General features: G+C 71.3%; 14 protein-coding genes. 6 read left to right on the top strand and 8 right to left on the bottom strand.

Annotation, left to right across the window (positions count from 1 at the left end):
- Positions 1-80: 80 nt before the first annotated feature.
- On the top strand, positions 81-1061 hold the full coding sequence (locus ACFPCV_RS29130; protein WP_378059574.1) for an AraC family transcriptional regulator: 981 nt from the start codon (positions 81-83) through the stop codon (positions 1059-1061).
- A 190-nt stretch (positions 1062-1251) separates the two neighbouring features.
- Here the strand turns inward: ACFPCV_RS29130 and ACFPCV_RS29125 are convergent, their stop codons facing one another.
- The 4 genes from ACFPCV_RS29125 to ACFPCV_RS29110 form a co-directional block, all read right to left on the bottom strand.
- Positions 1252-2154 carry a bile acid:sodium symporter family protein gene (locus tag ACFPCV_RS29125; RefSeq protein WP_378059573.1) on the bottom strand — a complete coding sequence of 301 codons (903 nt, stop codon included), beginning with the start codon at positions 2152-2154 and terminating at the stop codon, positions 1252-1254.
- A 115-nt stretch (positions 2155-2269) separates the two neighbouring features.
- A complete protein-coding gene (locus ACFPCV_RS29120; RefSeq protein ID WP_378059572.1) occupies positions 2270-4522 on the bottom strand; it encodes a heavy metal translocating P-type ATPase in 2253 nt (750 codons plus the stop codon).
- A gap of 16 nt (positions 4523-4538) precedes the next feature.
- Positions 4539-5516, bottom strand: a complete 978-nt coding sequence (locus tag ACFPCV_RS29115) for a hypothetical protein (protein WP_378059571.1) — start codon at positions 5514-5516, stop codon at positions 4539-4541.
- Positions 5517-5703: 187 nt separating this feature from the next.
- Complete coding sequence (locus ACFPCV_RS29110) at positions 5704-8250, bottom strand: bifunctional FO biosynthesis protein CofGH (protein WP_465251576.1); 2547 nt, start codon at positions 8248-8250, stop codon at positions 5704-5706.
- 272 nt (positions 8251-8522) lie between these two features.
- Between ACFPCV_RS29110 and ACFPCV_RS29105 the strand changes: the two genes are divergently transcribed.
- Entirely contained in the window at positions 8523-9044 is a 522-nt protein-coding gene (locus ACFPCV_RS29105) for a CGNR zinc finger domain-containing protein (RefSeq protein ID WP_378059569.1), read from the top strand.
- 265 nt (positions 9045-9309) lie between these two features.
- Complete coding sequence (locus tag ACFPCV_RS29100) at positions 9310-9951, top strand: TetR/AcrR family transcriptional regulator (RefSeq protein ID WP_378059568.1); 642 nt, start codon at positions 9310-9312, stop codon at positions 9949-9951.
- On the opposite strand, the gene ACFPCV_RS29095 is transcribed toward ACFPCV_RS29100, so the two are convergent.
- Positions 9938-10537 (bottom strand): TetR/AcrR family transcriptional regulator, encoded by a 600-nt coding sequence (locus tag ACFPCV_RS29095; RefSeq protein ID WP_378059567.1) that lies wholly within the window; start codon positions 10535-10537, stop codon positions 9938-9940. The genes ACFPCV_RS29100 and ACFPCV_RS29095 overlap by 14 nt on opposite strands.
- On the bottom strand, positions 10534-11388 hold the full coding sequence (locus ACFPCV_RS29090) for an oxygenase MpaB family protein (protein WP_378059566.1): 855 nt from the start codon (positions 11386-11388) through the stop codon (positions 10534-10536). The genes ACFPCV_RS29095 and ACFPCV_RS29090 overlap by 4 nt, the downstream gene beginning before the upstream one ends.
- A gap of 81 nt (positions 11389-11469) precedes the next feature.
- On the opposite strand from ACFPCV_RS29090, the gene ACFPCV_RS29085 reads away from it, so the two are divergent.
- The 3 genes from ACFPCV_RS29085 to ACFPCV_RS29075 all read left to right on the top strand — a co-directional run bounded on the left by ACFPCV_RS29085 (position 11470) and on the right by ACFPCV_RS29075 (position 14256).
- Complete coding sequence (locus ACFPCV_RS29085; protein WP_378059565.1) at positions 11470-12417, top strand: LysR family transcriptional regulator; 948 nt, start codon at positions 11470-11472, stop codon at positions 12415-12417.
- Positions 12418-12523: 106 nt separating this feature from the next.
- A complete protein-coding gene (locus ACFPCV_RS29080) occupies positions 12524-13957 on the top strand; it encodes a S1 family peptidase (RefSeq protein ID WP_378059564.1) in 1434 nt (477 codons plus the stop codon).
- The gene (locus ACFPCV_RS29075) at positions 13954-14256 is read left to right on the top strand and encodes a roadblock/LC7 domain-containing protein (protein WP_378059563.1); all 303 of its coding nucleotides are present in this window, start codon (positions 13954-13956) and stop codon (positions 14254-14256) included. Before ACFPCV_RS29080 ends, ACFPCV_RS29075 begins: the two co-directional genes overlap by 4 nt.
- Before the next feature lie 223 nt (positions 14257-14479).
- Here the strand turns inward: ACFPCV_RS29075 and ACFPCV_RS29070 are convergent, their stop codons facing one another.
- Complete coding sequence (locus ACFPCV_RS29070) at positions 14480-15343, bottom strand: 3-hydroxybutyryl-CoA dehydrogenase (RefSeq protein WP_378059562.1); 864 nt, start codon at positions 15341-15343, stop codon at positions 14480-14482.
- 97 nt (positions 15344-15440) lie between these two features.
- The gene (gene icmF, locus ACFPCV_RS29065) at positions 15441-18704 is read right to left on the bottom strand and encodes a fused isobutyryl-CoA mutase/GTPase IcmF (RefSeq protein ID WP_378059561.1); all 3264 of its coding nucleotides are present in this window, start codon (positions 18702-18704) and stop codon (positions 15441-15443) included.
- Between the last annotated feature and the right edge of the window lie 83 nt (positions 18705-18787).

The raw sequence follows: 18787 nt of genomic DNA, 5'->3' as shown, positions 1-18787 counted from the left end.
CGCCGGAAAGCGTTCCTTGGGCCACGGACGGTAGGAGGCTGACACCGGCCGGTGTACCGCCGCATCCAGGAGTAGCGACGATGCCCACGTCACCCCAGCGCGTGCTGTTCCAGACCACCGACTACGACCGGGCGGGCGAGTACCTGACCAGTGCGTACGGCACGAACATGCGGATGACCGGCCGCAAGGTCGGATACTCGTTCCGTTTCACACAGCTGACCACCGCCACGTTCTCCGTCGGCACGGCCGCGCAGACCGACCAGATGGCGATCACCGTCGAGCGGCCAGCCAGCCTGTTCGTCGTGCGGCCGCGCGGGACGACCATGGACTACCGGGCGCCGGGCATCGAGCACCAGGTCGCGTCGGGTGAACTGATCATCGGGTCCACGAGCGCGCAGGGCACGCCCTACCGGGTGTGCTGGCTCGACGGGGTCATCGAGGCCACCGCGCTGCCGTTCGACCTGGTCGGGCGGGTCGCGGCCACCGAGCGCGCGGCTCCCGACGAGCCGGTCCGGTTCACCGACGTGCGCCCGCACAACCGGTCCGCCCTCCGCCACCTCTGCGCCACGATCGACTACTTCACCGACGCGCTGCGCGACCGGCCGGCGGCCATGGCCGAGCCACTGGTGGCGAGCACGGCCGGGCAGCAGCTGTGCGCGGCGGTACTCGCGACCTTCCCCAACACCGCCCTGCTCGAGCCGACGATCGAGGACCGGCACGACTCCCACCCGCGCACGCTGCGCAGAGCCATCGCGTTCATCGAGAGCCACGCCGAGGAGGACATCGGCGTCTCGGACATCGCAGCGGCGACGAACGTCACGATCCGGGCGCTGCAACACGCTTTCCGCAGACACCGCGACACCACGCCGATGGGCTACGTGCGCACGGTCCGGCTGCGGGAGGCCCATCAGGAGCTGCTGGCAACGGACCCGGCGAGCGGGGTCACGGTCACCCAGGTCGCGGCGCGGTGGGGTTTCTTCCACCCGGGCCGCTTCGCCCGCTACTACCGCGAGGTCCATGGGTGTTCGCCCTACCAGACACTGCTCCGGGACGCACCCTGAAGCGGGCTCCTGGCGGCTGGGGGGACGAACGCCGGGAGCCCGCCTCCTGGGGTGGCGACAGGGTCCGGGTCACCGGTGTACCGGTACAAGTCTCCGCTACCGCACGCTCACGGACAGCACACAGGACGACATCGTCGACGCCCCGCACAGGCGCGAAACCGGCCGGAAAACGAAACGCCGGGACCGGCGATCAGGCGCGCGCCCGTGCGAGGTCGGCATCGTCCCGCCCGCCAGGGGCGGCGCGGGTGCCCTTGCGGGCGAAGTGGAAGGCGGCCAGACCCGCGGGGATGAACATCAGGGTGCCGTACACCGCGGCCGGGATGACCATCTCCAGGCTGTCGAACACCGACGCGGCGACGGTCATCGCCAGTACGGCGTTGTGCACGCCGATCTCCATCGCGGAGGCGATCGACTGCTCCCGGTTCACCCCGGCCAGCCTGGGCACCCAGTAGCCGATGGTGAAGCTGAGGACGGTGAGCGCCAGCGCCACCCCGCCGATGGTGCCCATGTTGGAGAAGATCGTCTCCCGGTTCTGCACCACGGTCCCGACGAGCATGACGACCAGCACCACCACCGACGTCTTCTTCACCGGGCCGCGCATCCGCTGCGCGAAGCCCGGGAAAACGCGGTTGAGCCACATGCCGAGCGCGACCGGGACGAGCACCACCGCGAAGACCTGGACCAGCTTGGCCGGCTGCAGGCCGAGGTTCGCGTCGTCGGCGAGGAAGTGGTTCATCGACAGGCCGACGACCACCGGCAGGGTGACCACCGCCAGCACCGAGTTGATGGCGGTCAGCGTGACGTTCAGCGCCACGTCACCCCGGGCGAGGTGGCTGAACAGGTTCGCCATCGTCCCGCCGGGCGAGGCGACGAGGATCATCATGCCCACCGCGAACACCGGCGGCACACCGGTGAGCTCGACCATCCCGAAGCACAGCAGCGGAAGGACCACCAGCTGGCACAGCAGCGAGACGAGCACGGCCTTGGGGGCGGTGAGCACGCGCGCGAAGTCGGCGGTGGTCAACGTCAGGCCGAGGCCGAGCATGACCACGCCGAGCGTGACGGGCAGGAGCACGGTGAGGATCGGTCCCATGTCGGTCGCCCTTCGTGGCCGGGGTCCCAACAGTGTCCGTGGCCGCTTCGTCCTCGCGCTTCCTCCACGTTGCCGTGTGTGTGGCTCCCCGGGCGGGAGCCACACACACGGGAACTCATCCGGCCGAGCCCCGGAAGCCGCGCAGCCGCAGGCTGTTCCCCACGACGAACACCGAGCTGAACGCCATGGCGGCACCCGCGATCATCGGGTTGAGCAGGCCCGCGGCGGCCAGTGGCAACGCCGCCACGTTGTAGCCGAACGCCCAGAACAGGTTGCCCCTGATGGTGCCGAGGGTGCGGCGGGACAGCCGGATCGCGTCGACCGCGGCGCGGAGGTCACCGCGGACCAGCGTGAGGTCGCTCGCCTCGATCGCCGCGTCCGTTCCGGTGCCCATCGCGAGCCCGAGGTCGGCCCTGGCGAGCGCGGCGGCGTCGTTGACCCCGTCGCCGACCATGGCGACGACCCTGCCCTCGGACTGAAGCCGCGTGACGACCTCGACCTTGTCCTCGGGCAGCACCTCGGCGATCACCTCGTCGATGCCGACCTCGGCCGCGACCGAGCGCGCGGCGGCCTCGTTGTCGCCGGTCAGCAGCACCGGCGTCAGCCCGAGCGCCCGCAGCCCGGCGATGGCCTCAGCGGAGGTCGGCTTGACGGTGTCGGCCACGACCAGCACCGCCCGCGCCGCACCGTCCCAGCCGACGGCCACCGCGGTCCTGCCGCCGGCCTCGGCCGCGGCCTTCGCCCCGGCGAGGGTGGGCGGGAGGTGCAGCGCCCAGTCCTCGAGCAGCGCGGTCCGGCCGACGACCACGGCGTGGCCGTCGACGACCCCCTGCACCCCAAGGCCCTCCCGGTTCGCGAAGCCCTCGACCGCGGGCAGGTCACCGACCTTGTCCTCGGCGCCGCGGGCGATGGCCGCCGCGATCGGGTGTTCGGACGCCTTCTCCAGGGCACCCGCCAACCGCAGCACCTCGGCGTCGTCGACGTCGTCGGCCACGTGCACGTCCACCAGGGACATCCGGCCGGTGGTGACGGTGCCGGTCTTGTCCAGCAGCACCGTGTCGACCCCGCGCGTGGACTCCAGCGCCGCCGGGCCCTTGATCAGGATGCCCAGCTGTGCGCCGCGGCCGGTCCCGACGAGCAGTGCCGTCGGGGTGGCCAGGCCGAGCGCGCACGGGCAGGCGATGATCAGCACCGCGACCGCCGCGGTGAACGCGGCGGCGGGGGTGCCGCCCGCACCGAGCCAGAACGCCAGCGTGCCCAGCGCGAGCGCGACGACGATCGGCACGAACACGCCGGAGACCCGGTCAGCGAGCCGCTGCACGGCGGCCTTGCCGGTCTGCGCATCCGCCACCAGCTTCGCCATCCGCGCGAGCTGGGTGTCCGCCCCGACCCGGGTGGCGCGGACGACCAGCCGCCCGCCCGCGTTGACCGTGGCACCGGCGACCGGGTCGCCGGGTCCGACCTCGACCGGGACGGACTCGCCGGTCAGCATGCTCGCGTCCACCGCGGAGGAACCCTCCTCGACGACGCCGTCGGTGGCGATCTTCTCCCCCGGCCGCACCACGAACCGGTCGCCGACCGCCAGCGTGCCGACCGGGACGCGGTGCTCCCTGCCCTCCCGCAGCACCGCGACGTCCTTGGCGCCGAGGGAGAGCAGGGCCCGCAGGGCGGCACCGGCGCGGCGCTTGGCGCGTGCCTCGAAGTAGCGGCCTGCGAGGATGAACGTGGTCACCCCGGCCGCGACCTCGAGGTAGATGTTGCCGTCCCCGGCCATCCGTTCGATCGTGAGCTCGAACGGGTGCTTCATCCCCGGGATGCCCGCGGTGCCCCACAGCAGCGCGTACAGGGTCCAGGCGAACGCGGCCAGGGTGCCCATCGAGACGAGCGTGTCCATGGTGGCCGCGCCGTGCCGCAGGTTCGTCCACGCCGCACGGTGGAACGGCAACGCCGCCCACACGATCACCGGCGCGGCCAACGTCAGGGAGATCCACTGCCAGTTGGTGAACTGGATGGCCGGGATCATCGCCAGCGCGATCACCGGCACCGACAGCACCAGCGAAACGATCAGCCGCTGCCGAAGCGAGCGCGCCGGGTCCTCCTCGTCCACCTCCTCGGGTTCCGCCCGCTCCTCCCGCGCCTTCGGCAGCGTCGCGGTGTAGCCCGCGGCCGCCACCTGCTCGACGAGCGCGTCCGGCGCCACGTCACCGGAGACCACGACCCGCGCCTTCTCGGTGGCATAGTTGACGGTCGCGGTCACGCCGTCGAGCTTGTTGAGCCTGCGCTCGATCCGGTTCGCGCACGACGCGCACGTCATGCCGCCGATGGCCAGTTCGATCTCCCGCGTCCGCGTTCCCGCGTCGACAGTCATCGTGAGCGTCCCTTCCTCAGTTGTGGCCGTGACCGGTGTCGGCGTGGCCCGTGCCGTCCTCGGCGGCCGGCGGGGCCTGCGGCAGTGCGTGCCCGGCGGTGACGAGCGTGAACTCGGCGGTGCGGACGACGTCTCCGTGCCGGAAGTCCAGGAACAGCCGGTACGCGCCGGCAGAGGGGACCTCGGCGAAGAACGTGACCGTCGGCCCTGGAGCGGTCTTTCCGTCGCCCGGCTCGCCGTCGGGGTGGACGTGGAGGTAGGCGAGGTCGCCGCCGCGCAGCGCGACCAGGTGGCCGTAGGCGCCGAGGTAGGGCTGCAGGTCGGTGACGGGCCTGCCGTCCTTGCTGACGGTCAGCGTCAGCTCGGCGGTCCTGCCCGGCGACACGTCACCGTCGAGCCGGACCTCGTAGCCATCGACGTGCGCGACCCGCGACGGGGTGTACGCGGCGGGCCGGAAGTCGCCGGGCACCGCCAGGTCGACGCCGAGCGTGGTCGCTTCTCCCCCGGTCGGCGCGAAGTCGGCGAAGGCCCGGTAGCTGCCCGGCCTGCCGAGGGTGAGCGGGACAGACCAGGTGCCGTCGGCACTCATCTCGGGGTGCACGTGCTGGAACCCGGCGGTGTCGCGCCGCACCACGATCAGGTGCATCCGCTTCTCGTGCTCGACGTCGAACCGGGTGACCGGCTTGCCGTCGGGACCGGTGACGCGGAACGAGAACGTGCCGGGGCCGGGGTCCACCGTCGTGCTGACCGGCGCGAAGGTGTACCCGCCGCGCGAGGACGCCAGCCCGGCGGGCAGGGCTTCGGCGGCCTGCCCGGTCTCCGCGACGGCGCCGCCGTGGGTGTCCCCGTGCCCGGTGCCGCCGGTGCCCGCCGCGGCGTTCCCGCCGTTCCCGGTCTCCTCGATGGGACCGACGGCCGAGCCGACCGCCCACGCGCACCCGGCGACCACCGCGAGCGCGGCACCGTAGACGGAGAGCTTCGTTGCGGTGTTCATGACCGTCCCCTTCCCTCCAGCAGATACCCCCCATGGGTATCCGGCACAGTTCGCACCATATACCCATGGGGGGTATGCGAGTCAACCGATGTGCCGCAGCTCCCGAAGTGCCGTTGCGTGGCCGGACTCAGTGCCCCGAAAGGCGCGTTCAGGGCCTTCTACGCCCTGAACGCGCCTTTCCGGGCGGTCAACCGCTGACGAGCGGCAGCAGGTTCGGCCGCCACACGCCGTCGTGCTCCCGTGCGGTGCGGAGCCGTTCCTCGGGCACCTCGCCGTAGGTCGTCGTCCGCTGCCGTGCCGGTCGGCCCGCCGACGCGGCCAGCGCCTCCAGCCCGGCGATCGTCTTGTAGCTGCCGTTGTCCGACCCGGCCATGCGGCTGATGGTCTCCTCCATCAGCGTGCCGCCGAGGTCGTTCACGCCGCCGCGCAGCACGTCGACCACGCCGTCGTCGCCGAGCTTCACCCACGAGGTCTGGATGTTGTCGATCCGCCCGTGCAGCAGCAGCCGCGCGAGCGCGTGCACCGCGCGGTTCTCCAGGTGCGTCGGGCCCGGCCGCGCGATCCCCGCCAGGTACAGCGGCGCGTTCGTGTGCACGAACGGCAGCAGCACGAACTCGGTGAACCCGCCGGTCCGCGCCTGCAGGTCCCGGATCAGCTTGAGGTGCGCGACCCAGTGCGACGGGTTGTCCACGTGCCCGTACATCATCGTCGAGGTGGTGTTGATGCCCAGCTCGTGCGCGGTGGTCACGACCTCGACCCACGACGCGGTCGGCAGCTTGCCCTTCGTCAGCACCCACCGCACGTCGTCGTCGAGGATCTCCGCCGCGGTGCCGGGCAGCGAGTCCACCCCGGCCTCGGCCGCCGCCGTCAGCCAGTCGCGGATGGACATGTTGGTCCGTGAGGCGCCGTTGACGACCTCCATCGGCGAGAACGCGTGGACGTGCAGCCCAGGCGCCCGCTTCCTCACCTCGGCCGCGATGTCGAAGTACGCGGTGCCCGGCAGGTCCGGGTGGATGCCGCCCTGCATGCACACCTCGGTCGCGCCCACCGCCCACGCCTGTTCCGCGCGCTGCCCGACCTGGTCGAGCGAGAGCGTGTACGCGTCGCTGTCGGTGCGCCGCTGGGCGAACGCGCAGAACCGGCACCCGGTGTAGCAGACGTTCGTGAAGTTGATGTTCCTGGTGACCACGTAGGTCACGTCGTCGCCGACGGTGTCCCGCCGCACGTCGTCGGCCAGCGCCGCAAGGGCCTCGATCTCGTGGCCCTGTCGCGCGGACAGCAGCGTGAGCGCGTCGGAGTCGGACAGTCCTGCCGGATCCGCCTCCGCGTGCCGCAGCGCGGCCGCGAACTCGCCCCGCGCCCGCGAGCCCGGCACGGCGGCGGCGGCGGTGACGCCGACCTGCTGCCGCAGCTCCTCCCAGTCCCCGTACACGGAGTCGAAGTCGTCGCGGCGGTCGGCCGTGCGGCCCTCGGTGTCGATCGAGGTGTGCAGGTCGGTGCGGCCGGAGGAGACCAGCGCGACCTCCGGCTCCTGCCATGGCCTGCCCGCGATCGTGGCGGCCGGGTCGGCGAGCCCGGTGGCGTCGGCCAGCGCGGCCACGTGCGGCGCGATGCGGGGGTCCAGCCACGACTCGCCCCGCGTCACGTACTCCGGATAGACCGGCAGCCGCTCGGCCGGCTCGAAACCGGCCGCGCGGGTGTGCTTCGCCAGCTCGTCGAGCCGGGGCCAGGGCCGTTCCGGGTTCACGTGGTCGATGGTCAGGGGCGACACGCCACCCCAGTCGTCGATGCCTGCCCGCAGCAGCAGCTCGTACTCGCCGCCGATCAGGTTCGGCGGCGCCTGGATGCGCATCCTCGGCCCGAGCACGAGCCGCGCGACCGCCACGGTCGCCGCCAGCTCCTGCGCCTCGACGTCGGGCATGCCGCGCATCGCGGTGTCCGGCTTCGCCCGGAAGTTCTGGACGATCACCTCCTGGATGCCGCCGTACTGGCGGGCGACCCCGCGGATCGCGAACAGCGAGTCCACCCGCTCCGCGAGAGTCTCGCCGATGCCGAGCAGGATGCCGGTGGTGAACGGGACAGCCGAGCGGCCAGCGTCCTCCAGCACCCGCAGCCGCACGGCGGGCTCCTTGTCCGGTGAGCCGTAGTGCGGGCCGCCCGGTTGCGACCACAGCCGGGTCGCGGTGGTCTCCAGCATCATGCCCATCGACGCCGACACCGGCTTGAGCCGCTGGAAGTCCTGCCAGGTCAGCACGCCGGGGTTGAGGTGCGGCAGCACCCCGGTCTCCTCGAGGATCTTGATCGAGATCGCCCGCACGTAGGACAGCGTGTCCGGGTAACCAGCCTCCTCGAGCCAGGTCCGCGCGGCCTCCCACCGCGTCTCCGGCTTGTCGCCGAGGGTGATCAGCACCTCGCGGCAACCCGCCGCCGCGCCCTTGCGGGCGATGTCGAGCACCTCGTCCTCGGACAGGAACGCCGATGGCAGCCTGCCTGGCACGGTGGCGAAGGTGCAGTAGTGGCAGCGGTCGGCGCACAGCCTGGTCAGCGGCACGAACACGCTGCGGGAGTAGGTGATCGTCCGCTCCCGGCCGACGGCCGCGAGTCCCTGGTCACGCACCCGGGACGCCGCGCCGAAGAGCTGGCCGAGCTGCTCGCCCCTGGCGTGCAGGAGGGTCTCCGCCTCCGTCGCGTCGAGCGCGGCACCGTCCCGCGCGCGCCGCAGCGCCCGCCGGATGGCTGTCTCGTTCGGTACGAACCCCGCCACAAGCTCCCCTTCCACCGGCTGTTCAGCCCAAGCTAGCCGCCACCCCTGACAACCACGCGGGTGATGGTCATCCCAACCTCGCCGGTGTGCGGATCATTCCGACCGGTTCGGAGTTGAGCAGTACTCGCGTCCTGCCGCACGAACAGCGCTGGTACACCACCCATCCCTGGCTCGTGACGTGGCTGGACGTGGTCGTGAAGCGGTGTGCCGGGGTCATGGCGCAAGTCTGCTGTAATGGTCCTATGCATTTGAACCCTTACGGCGAGGAACCGGTCCGGCTGGCCGTCGACCTCGTCCTGCGCCCACCGCGCTCGGCAGCCGACCTGGGCAGGCGGTGCGGCGCGGCCGGGGTCGTCGTCGACGCGAGACCCACCGAGGACGACCTGCACGAGGTCGAGCGGTTCCTGGCGCGCTGGCTGGGCGTGGTGGACGCCGCCACGGCCGAACAGCGCGCCGAGCGCCTCAACCTCCTGCTCGCGCAGTCCTCGGCGTACCCGAGGCTCACCAACCACGCCAAGGACGGCTGGCACATCCACTACCGCGACGCCGACCTCCCGCTCGCGGCCGTGCTGCGCGCGCTGATCAGCGTCGGTACCGCGCTGCACCTCACCGGGCGCGGCATGACCCGCCTGCGCCGCTGCGCGCTCGACGAGTGCCGCGCCCCGTTCGGCGACTTCAGCCGCGGTGGCCGGCAGCGCTACTGCTCGCCGTCGTGCGCCAACCGGGACGCGGTGCGCCGCCATCGGGCGAAGAAGTCCGCCTAGGGCGGCGCTGATTCACTCGTTAGGGTGACAATCGGCAAGAGAACACCCTCCGTCCCGGCGTCGCTGGCCCCGTCCCGCCAGGACCCGTGACCAGCGCCGACCCGGTGCCGCACCCGTCCCGAGCTCGGCTCCGCCGCTGGCCACGCGCGGTTTCCCGGCCCGGTTCCGCGGTGCTCGCGACCGCGGACGCGGCCGCCGGCACGCCCGGCGGGCGCCACCTCCGCGCCTGACCCGAACGTGAGAACGGCTCAATAGACTGGCCGCCGTGCCAGTGCGGAAGTCGAAAACCGGAAGAACCCAGCAGGAACGCAGCGCGGCGATGCGGCGCAGGCTTCTCGACGCGACCATCGAGTGCCTCGTCCGGTACGGCTACGCGGGCACGACCACGACGAGGGTCACCGAACTGGCGGGCGTCACCCGTGGTGCGCAGGTGCACCACTTCCCCACCCGCGCGGACCTCGTCGCCGCCGCGGTCCGCCACCTCGCGGGCAAACGCGCGGAGCTGGCGTTCGAGAAGATCGACGCGGTGCGTACCGCGCCCGATCCCCTCGACGCGGCGCTGGAGCTGATGTGGGAGGTGCACCAGGGCCCGGTTCTGTACGCCACGATGGAGATGTGGGTCGCGGCCCGCACCGACCCGGAGCTGCGCGAGCAGATGACGAAGGTGGAACCAGCCGCGCGCGCCTCGCTCATCGAGTTCACGGAGGCCGCGTTCGGCGAGTACGCGGGCAACCCCCGGTTCCGGCACGTGATGTACACGGCGATGGACGCGGTCCGCGGCATCCTCCTCATGGGACTGTCCGATGAGGACCCCGAGAACGTCGGGCGACGCTGGCACCGCGCGAAGACCGATCTCCGCGACCTGATGGAGGCGGTGCTGCCGGCCCGGCCGGCTACGGGCGCATGAGCGGCGCGAGGTAGGCGCGGGCGAACGCCCGGACCTGTTCGTCGTCCTCGAGCGGGATGGCGCTCTCCGGCATCAGCGTGAACGAGATCGCGAGGCGCACGAACAACTCCGCGACGCCCTCCGGGGTCCGGTCGCCGACCGGTGCCCGCGATCCGCCCTGCAGCACGAGGAAGTCGCGGGCCGCGGCGACGACGAGCGCGCCGTTCGTGGTCAGGTACGGCAGCAGCGCCTCCGGGTCGGAGGCGAGCAGCCGGTTCAGCAGCCGGTCGGCGCGGGCGTAGCGCACGCCGACCACGAACCCCTCGACGAGCCGCTCCTCCACAGTGGACACTCCGGCGACCGCATCTGCGATACCGGCGAAGAACCGGCGCGACTCACGCACCAGCACGGCCGCCACGAGCGCGTCCTTGCCGTCGAAGCGGCGGTACAGCGTCGCCCGCGACACCCCGGCCCGCTTCGCGACGACGTCCACGGTGGTGCGGCGCAGGCCGTAGGCGAGGAACTCCTGGAGCGCCGTGTCGAGGATGGTCGCACCGACCTCGTCGGTCGACGGTTCGGCGAGCACCAGGTCCAGCAGCGAGCTCATCCGAGCGGACCGACCCCCGCCCGCCGGTAGCCCTCACGCGCCCGCGCCGAGTACCGCACCTTCGCGGGCAGCAGCGGCCAGGTGCGGCGGATCGCGGTACGCAGCGTGCGGTGGCGCCGCTCGTCGCGGTCGGTCCACGTCTCGCCGATCTTCTCCCGCACCACGGGCGGCAGCGTACCGACCGCGTGCCACCACAGCGGCCGCGCCGAGGGCTTGCGGGCGAGCCGGTAGACGAACGCGGGCACGAGCGGGAACGTCGCGGGCGGCTCCTTGGCGAACTCGATGAGCCCGCGCGCGGCCGGTGTGACCTCCAGCCGGTCCCGGCACATCTCGTCGAACCACGCCTGGAAGCCCGGGAAGTCGGGCGGCACGACGCGGTCGCTCACGCCGTATGCCCGGTAGGCGCCGCAGCCCTCCTGGTAGAGCCGCTCCTTCTCCGCGTCGGTCATCGGGTGGTCGAACAGGTCGATCATCTGGAACAACGCGTCGAAGATCGTGGCGTGCGCCCAGAAGTACGTCTCGGGGTCCAGCGCGTGGTAGCGCCTGCCCTTGGCGTCGATCCCCTTGATGTGGGTGTGGTAGTAACGGATCCGGCGCGCGGTCTCGGCCCCGTTCGGATAGTCGAACGTGACGCCCTGGATCTCCGGCACCGACCGCAGGACCCGCTCCCACGGTTCGTTGAAGAAGTCCGAGTGGTGCTCGACGCCCGCGCCGAGACCGGGGTGCATCAACTGCAGCAGTCCCGCCTTCACCAGCAGCAGATAGCCGCGGACCTCGCCCGCGTACCGCCAGTGCAGGGTGCCGGGGCCGGGCACGTCCAGCACCGGCTCGGTCCGTACCACCTCGGTCATGCGCACCCCTGAGTCGATGAGACATGTTTGCCTCTTTGTATCACGGGCTCCACCGCGGCGAAACCCGCTTACGCTGTGCCCGTGGACCTGGAGCTGCGGCACCTGAAGGTGGTCTGTGCGATCGCCCAGCACGGCAGCGTCACCAGGGCGGCCGCGCACCTCGGGCTCGCCCAGCCCGCGCTGACCGCCCAGCTCAACCGCATCGAGCGGGCACTCGGCGGGCCGCTGTTCGAACGCGACCACCGGGGGGCGCGTCCCACCGCGCTCGGCGAGCTGGTGCTCGCCCGCGCGCGGGTCGTGCTGCCCGCGATAGCCGACCTGCGGCAGGAGGCCGCGCGGCTGACCAGCACGTCGGTCCCCACCATCCGGTACCGCATCGGCTCGACCGGCAACTCCATGATCAGCGGGCTGATGCGGCGGCTGTCGGAGACCAGGCCGGACACGAGCGTCACCACGCGGGCGTCGTGGTCGGCGGTCGAGCTGACCGAACTGGTCGCCGCGGGCAAGCTGGACTTCGCGATCGTCGGCGTGTGCGGCGACGCGCCACCGCCGCACGGACTGGAGTGGCGGCCCGTCGCGGTCGACGCGGTCGGTGTGCTGCTCGCCGACGACCACCCGCTGGCCGGCGGCGAAGAGGTCGACCTGGCCGACCTGGCCGCCGCGCAGTGGGCCGCGGCCCCTGGCGACGGCTGTTTCGACGACTGCTTCGCGGCCGCGTGCGCCAGGGCCGGGTTCACCCCGGAACCCATGTACGAGACCGACCTTCGGGTGTGCCTGGACCTCGTCGCGGCCGGACAGGCGGTCGCGTTGTGCCAGCCGACGTTCCGGGAGCAGGCCACGGTGCGGGGCTACCCGTTCGCTGGCGCGCCGCTGCGGTGGCGCCACCTCCTGGGCTGGCACCCCGAGGCACCGGCGGACGCCGTCGCCGACCAGGTGCACGAGTACGCGCGCGAGGCGTACCGGGACTCGTTGCGGTACAGCCCGGCCTACGGGGGCTGGCTGGCCCGCCACCCCGCGTTCGGTGCATAAGATCCACGGTATGTCCCAATTGGTATGTCCCCGGATGTCCTGATCCGCCCTAGCGTTTCCGGTGTTGATCCACCCTGCTTTGCGATGTCAAGGGAGACACCGGAACATGGATCGAAGACTCCGTTCGGGCATCTTCGTCGCGGCCCTCATCACCGGGCTCGCGACCACGCCCGCTGCCGCGGCGGCACCGCCACCCGCACCGTCCACAGACGGGATGCTGGCGGCGATGCAACGCGACCTCGGGCTCACCGCCGAACAGGCGGCCACCCGGCTCGCGACCGAGAACCGTGCCAACGAAACGAACCTGGTGCTGCGCAAGGACCTCGGCGGCACGTACGGCGGCGGCTGGCTCGCCGACGGCAAGCTGGTCGTCGGCGTCACCTCGCCGTCGGCCGCCACCGAGGTGCGTGCGCACGGCGCGACGGCGCGCGTGGTGGCGCACAGCGAGAAGGCACTCGACACCGTGCGCTCCTCCTTGGACCGCAACAAGTCCAGGGCGCCCAGGACAGTGCCCGGCTGGTACGTGGACGTGCCGTCGAACACCGTCGTGGTGCTCTCCCGTCCGGACGCGACCGACACGGCCTGGCGGTTCGTCCGCTCGACCGGTGTCGCGGCGGACGCGGTGCGGGTGGTGGCGTCGGACGAGTCGCCCCGGCCACTCATCGACGTCGTCGGCGGCAACGCGTACTACATCGGGTCGGGCTCCCGGTGCTCGGTCGGCTTCTCGGTGAACGGCGGATTCGTGACGGCCGGGCACTGCGGCAGCACCGGCGCGACGACCACGCAGCCAAGCGGCCGGTTCGCCGGTTCGAGCTTCCCCGGCAACGACTACGCGTACGTGCAGGTGAACTCGGGCAACACCCCGATCGGAGCGGTCAACAACTACTCCGGTGGCCGGGTGGCGGTGGCCGGTTCGCAGGACGCGGCGGTCGGGTCCACCGTGTGCCGGTCCGGCTCCACGACCGGCTGGCACTGCGGGACGATCCAGGCGCGCAACGCGTCGGTGACCTACCCGCAGGGCACGGTCAGCGGTCTGATCAGGACGAGCGTGTGCGCAGAGCCAGGTGACTCCGGCGGCTCGCTGCTGGCGGGCAGCCAGGCGCAGGGCGTGACGTCCGGCGGTTCCGGCAACTGCCGCACCGGCGGCACCACGTACTTCCAGCCGGTGAACGAGATCCTGCAGGCCTACAACCTGACGCTGGTGACGAGCGGCGGCGGCGACCCGGACCCGCCCGGTGAGTGCGAGGGGTCGCTCACCGGGAACCTGTCGTCGGGCGCGAGCGCCATCCAGCCGAACGGCAGCTACTACCAGTCCACGAGGAGCGGCACGCACACCGGCTGCCTCGACGGCCCGTCGGGCACGGACTTCGATCTGTACCTGCAGAAGTGGAGCGGCTCGTCGTGGGTCGACGTCGCGGGCGGGACGACCCCGAACGCCGACGAGACGGTGTCGTACAACGGCACCGCCGGGTACTACCGCTACCGCGTGCACGCGTACAGCGGCTCGGGCACCTACACGCTGGGGTACACGCGACCATGACCGTGGTTGACGTCGACCGACTGGTCGACGACCTGGCCGACGTCATCCAAGGTGTGGTTCGGGCGGTGGCGTGCGCAGCGGATGGCACGCCACTCGCCACCTCGGCAGGCCTGCCGGCAGCGCAGGCGACCCGGCTGGCGGCGTTCGCCGCCGGTGTCGCCGGGCTGACGGCAGGCGCGGCCACCGTGACCGGCGCGACCCGCGTCCACTGCACGACCATCGAGATGCGCAGGGGCACGCTGGTCCTGACGACACTCGCCGACGGCACCCACCTCGCGGTGCTGACCGTGCGGGAGTGAGTACCACCAGGGGTGGCCTCCGGCCCCCGAGATCCACGCTACCGGGGACCACCGACAGAAACCGCCGCCGCGTGACGAGGTTGGGGACAGCCGCCCTCACTGTGGACACCAATCCCGCGCGGCACGGCGATGTCGGTGCCCTCCGGTAGCGTGGTTCGAGGGGCCGGAGGCCAAATCACGAAATCCGCGGCGACGTGCTGACGTCGCCGCGGATTCGTGCTCCTCAGCCGCTGTAGTCGTAGAAGCCGCGGTTGCTCTTCTTGCCGAGCAGGCCCGCGTCGACCATGCGCAGCAGGAGCGGCGGCGGCGAGTACAGCGGCTCCTTGAACTCCGCGTACATCGACTCCGCGATCGCCTTCGTGGTGTCCAGGCCGATGAGGTCGGTCAGCGCGAGCGGGCCCATCGGGTGCGCGCAGCCCTGGATCATGCCGGTGTCGATGTCCTCCGCCGACGCGAAACCCGACTCCAGCATCCTGATCGCCGACAGCAGGTAGGGCACCAGCAGCGCGTTCACCACGAAACCGGCGCGGTCCTGGGACAGGATCACTTCCTTGCCCAGCCGCGTCTTGGCGAACTCCTGCGCCCGCGCGCGGGTCTCGTCGCCGGTCAGCAGCGACGGGACCAGCTCGACCAGCTTGAGGATCGGCACCGGGTTGAAGAAGTGGATGCCGATGACCTGCTGGGGCCGCGACGTCGCCATGCCCAGCTTCATGATCGGGATCGACGACGTGTTCGACGCGAAGATCGCCTCCTGGTCGGCGACGACCTTGTCCAGCGACGTGAACACCTCGGTCTTGACCTGCTCGTTCTCCGCGACCGCCTCGACCACCAGCTGCCGGTCGGCGAAGTCGCCGAGGTCGGAGGTGAACCTGATGCGATCGAACGCGGCGGTCCGGTCCTCCTCGGACAGCTTGCCGCTGCGCACCGCACGCGCGAGTGACTTCTCGATCCGCGCGCGGCCCGAGGTCAGCGCGTCGGCGGACACCTCACTGACGATGACGTCCAGCCCGGCCCGCGCGGACACCTCCGCGATGCCCGACCCCATGAGGCCACACCCGACCACGCCCACCCGCTCGATCTCGCTCAAGATCGCTCCTCGCAGGCTCCGGGCGACCGCTCGCGGTCGCCCTGTGTCGTCCGATTGTCCGCTCCGCAAGCTCCGCTCACAAACCCCTCCGAAGAAGTCACACGTTGCGCCGGTACTGGCCACCGACCTCGAAGAAGGCCTCGGTGACCTGCCCCAGCGTGCACACCCTGGCCGCGGCCATCAACTCACCGAACACGTTACGGTCCTCCGCCACCGCCGCGCGCAGCCGCCGCAGTGCCTGCTCCGCCTCCGCCTTGTGCTCGGCCTGGAACGCCCTGGTCCGCTCCACCTGCGACCGCTTCTCGTCCTCGGTCGCGCGAGCCAGCTCGATCGTCGGCAGCTCCTCGGCGTTCTCCTTGCTCGGCAGGAACGTGTTCACCCCGACCAACGGTAGCGACCCGTCGTGCTTGCGCTGCTCGTAGAGCATCGACTCGTCCTGGATGCGGCCGCGCTGGTAGCCGGTCTCCATGGCGCCGAGCACGCCGCCGCGTTCGGAGAGCCGCTCGAACTCGGTGAGCACGGCCTCCTCGACCAGGTCGGTCAGCTCGTCGACGATGAACGAGCCCTGCAGCGGGTTCTCGTTCTTCGACAGCCCCCACTCCTTGTTGATGATCAGCTGGATGGCCATCGCCCTGCGTACCGACGACTCGGTCGGGGTCGTGATCGCCTCGTCGTAGGCGTTGGTGTGCAACGAGTTGCAGTTGTCGTACAGCGCGCACAGCGCCTGCAGCGTGGTGCGGATGTCGTTGAAGTGCATCTCCTGCGCGTGCAGCGACCGGCCGGAGGTCTGCACGTGGTACTTGAACTTCTGCGACCGCTCGTTCGCGCCGTACCGCTCACGCATCGCGACCGCCCAGATCCGGCGGGCGACCCGGCCGATGACGTTGTACTCGGCGTCGAGGCCGTTGGAGAAGAAGAACGACAGGTTGGGCGCGAAGTCGTCGATGTGCATGCCGCGCGCGAGGTAGGACTCGACGTAGGTGAACCCGTTGGCCAGCGTGAACGCGAGCTGGCTGATCGGGTTCGCGCCCGCCTCCGCGATGTGGTATCCGGAGATCGACACCGAGTAGAAGTTGCGGACCTTGTTGGCGATGAACCACTCCTGGATGTCCGCCATCATCCGCAGCGAGAACTCGGTGGAGAAGATGCAGGTGTTCTGGCCCTGGTCCTCCTTGAGGATGTCGGCCTGGACGGTGCCGCGCACGTTCGCGAGCGCCCAGGCGGCCAGCTCCTCCCGCTCCTGCTCGCCCGGCTGGCGGCCGTGCTCGGCGACGAACTTGTCGACGGTCTGATCGATGGCCGTGTTCAGGAAGAACGCGAGGATCGTCGGCGCCGGGCCGTTGATCGTCATCGACACCGACGTGGTGGGCGCGGTCAGGTCGAAGCCGTCGTAGAGCGCCTTCATGTCCTCCAGCGTCGCGATCGACACCCCGGAGGTGCCGACCTTGCCGTAGATGTCCGGCGGGGTGTCCGGGTCGTGCCCGTACAGCGTCACCGAGTCGAACGCGGTGGAAAGACGGGTCGCCTCGGAGCCCTCCGACAGGTAGCGGAACCGGCGGTTGGTGCGGAACGCGTCGCCCTCGCCCGCGAACATGCGGGCCGGGTCCTCGCCGTCGCGCTTGAACGGGAACACCCCGGCCGTGAACGGGAAGTAGCCCGGCAGGTTCTCCTTGCGGAGGAACCGGAGCAGCGAGCCGTCGTCGTCGAACCGCGGCAGCGCGACGCGGGGCACGCGGGTGCCGGACAGCGTCTCGCGCCACAGCTGCGTGTGCAGCTCCTTGTCGCGGACCGTCACGACCAGTTCCTCGCCGGAGTAGGCCTCGGCGAGCGTGCGGTGCCGTTCGAGGAGGTCCTCGGTGTCCCGCGCGACCCGCCGCTTCGCCTCGGCGAGGAGCTTGTCGAGGTCGTCGGTGGCGGCGCCGGCGGCCGCCAGTGCCGCGCGGGCCCTGGTCAGCGCGTTGTGCTCGCGGACCGCGCCGACCTGCTCGTCCGTCTCTTCGTGATACCCACGGACGGTTTCTGCGATCTCCGCGAGGTAGCGCGTGCGCCGCGGTGGCACGACGGTCGCGGCCCTGGTCGACACCTTGCCGCTGACCGGGGCGAGGACCGGCTCGCCTGCCGCTAGCCCGCCTTCGGTCAGCAGGTCGCGCAGGTGGTGGTAGAGCGCGGTGACGCCGTCGTCGTTGAAGGTGGCGGCGCTGGTGCCGTAGACCGGCATGTCCTCCCAGGACACGCCGAACGCCTCGCGGTTGCGGACCATCTGCCGGGCCACGTCGCGGCGGGCGTCCTCGGCGCCGCGGCGCTCGAACTTGTTGATCGCGACGACGTCCGCGAAGTCCAGCATGTCGATCTTCTCGAGCTGGGACGCGGCGCCGAACTCCGGCGTCATCACATACAGCGAGGAGTCGACGAACGGCACGATCGCCGCGTCGCCCTGCCCGATGCCGGGCGTCTCGACGATCACCAGGTCGTGGCCCGCGGCCTTGCAGGCCGCGATCGCGTCGGTGAGCCCCTCGGGCACCTCGGTGACCGCGCCCCGGGTGGCCATCGAACGGAAGTAGATCTGCGCGCCGTCGTCACCGCCGACACCGCCGAGCGAGTTCATGCGGATGCGGTCGCCGAGCAGCGCACCGCCGCCCCGCCTGCGGGTGGGGTCGACGGCGATGACCGCGATGCGCAGCTTGTCCTGCTGGTCGAGGCGGAACCGGCGGACCAGCTCGTCGGTGAGCGAGGACTTGCCGGAGCCACCGGTGCCGGTGATGCCCAGGACCGGCACGCGCCGCGCGGCCGCCGCGTCCCGGACGGCGGCGATGGTGGTCTCGGACAGCCTGCCCGCCTCGATCGCGGTGATGGTGTGGGCGAGCACGTCGTGCCCGCCCGCGATGATCGCCTCGGCGGTCGGCTCCGGCCGGTCGGCGAGGTCGTGGTCACACGCCTCGACCATGGTGTTGATCATGCGCGCGAGCCCGAGCGACTGACCGTCCTCCGGCGAGAAGATGTGCGCAACGCCGCGGGAGTGCAGCAGCTCGATCTCCTCGGGGACGATCACGCCGCCACCGCCGCCGTAGACCTTGATGTGACCGGCGCCGTGCTCGTCGAGCAGCTCGACGAGGTAGCTGAAGTACTCGACGTGCCCGCCCTGGTACGCGCTGATCGCGATGCCCTGGACGTCCTCCTGGATCGCGGCGCGGACGACCTCGCGAACCGACCGGTTGTGCCCGAGGTGGATCACCTCGGCGCCCTGCGACTGCAGGATCCGGCGCATGATGTTGATCGCCGCGTCGTGACCGTCGAACAGGCTGGCCGCGGTGACGAACCGGACCGGGTGCGCCGGCCGGTGCAACGTGGTGTTCTCGGGCATACAAATAGTTTGACGTCCTACTTTTGGGTCTGCAACCGATGTGGCGCAGCTCTCGTCGGATGTGGTATCCCACCTGCGACAAC

Origin of the sequence: Actinophytocola glycyrrhizae (genome assembly GCF_042653545.1) — a bacterium.
Classification (GTDB): Bacteria; Actinomycetota; Actinomycetes; order Mycobacteriales; family Pseudonocardiaceae; genus Actinophytocola; species Actinophytocola glycyrrhizae.
The sequence above is the reverse complement of the archived record's forward strand: the minus strand, read 5'-3'. Positions and strand labels throughout refer to the sequence as shown.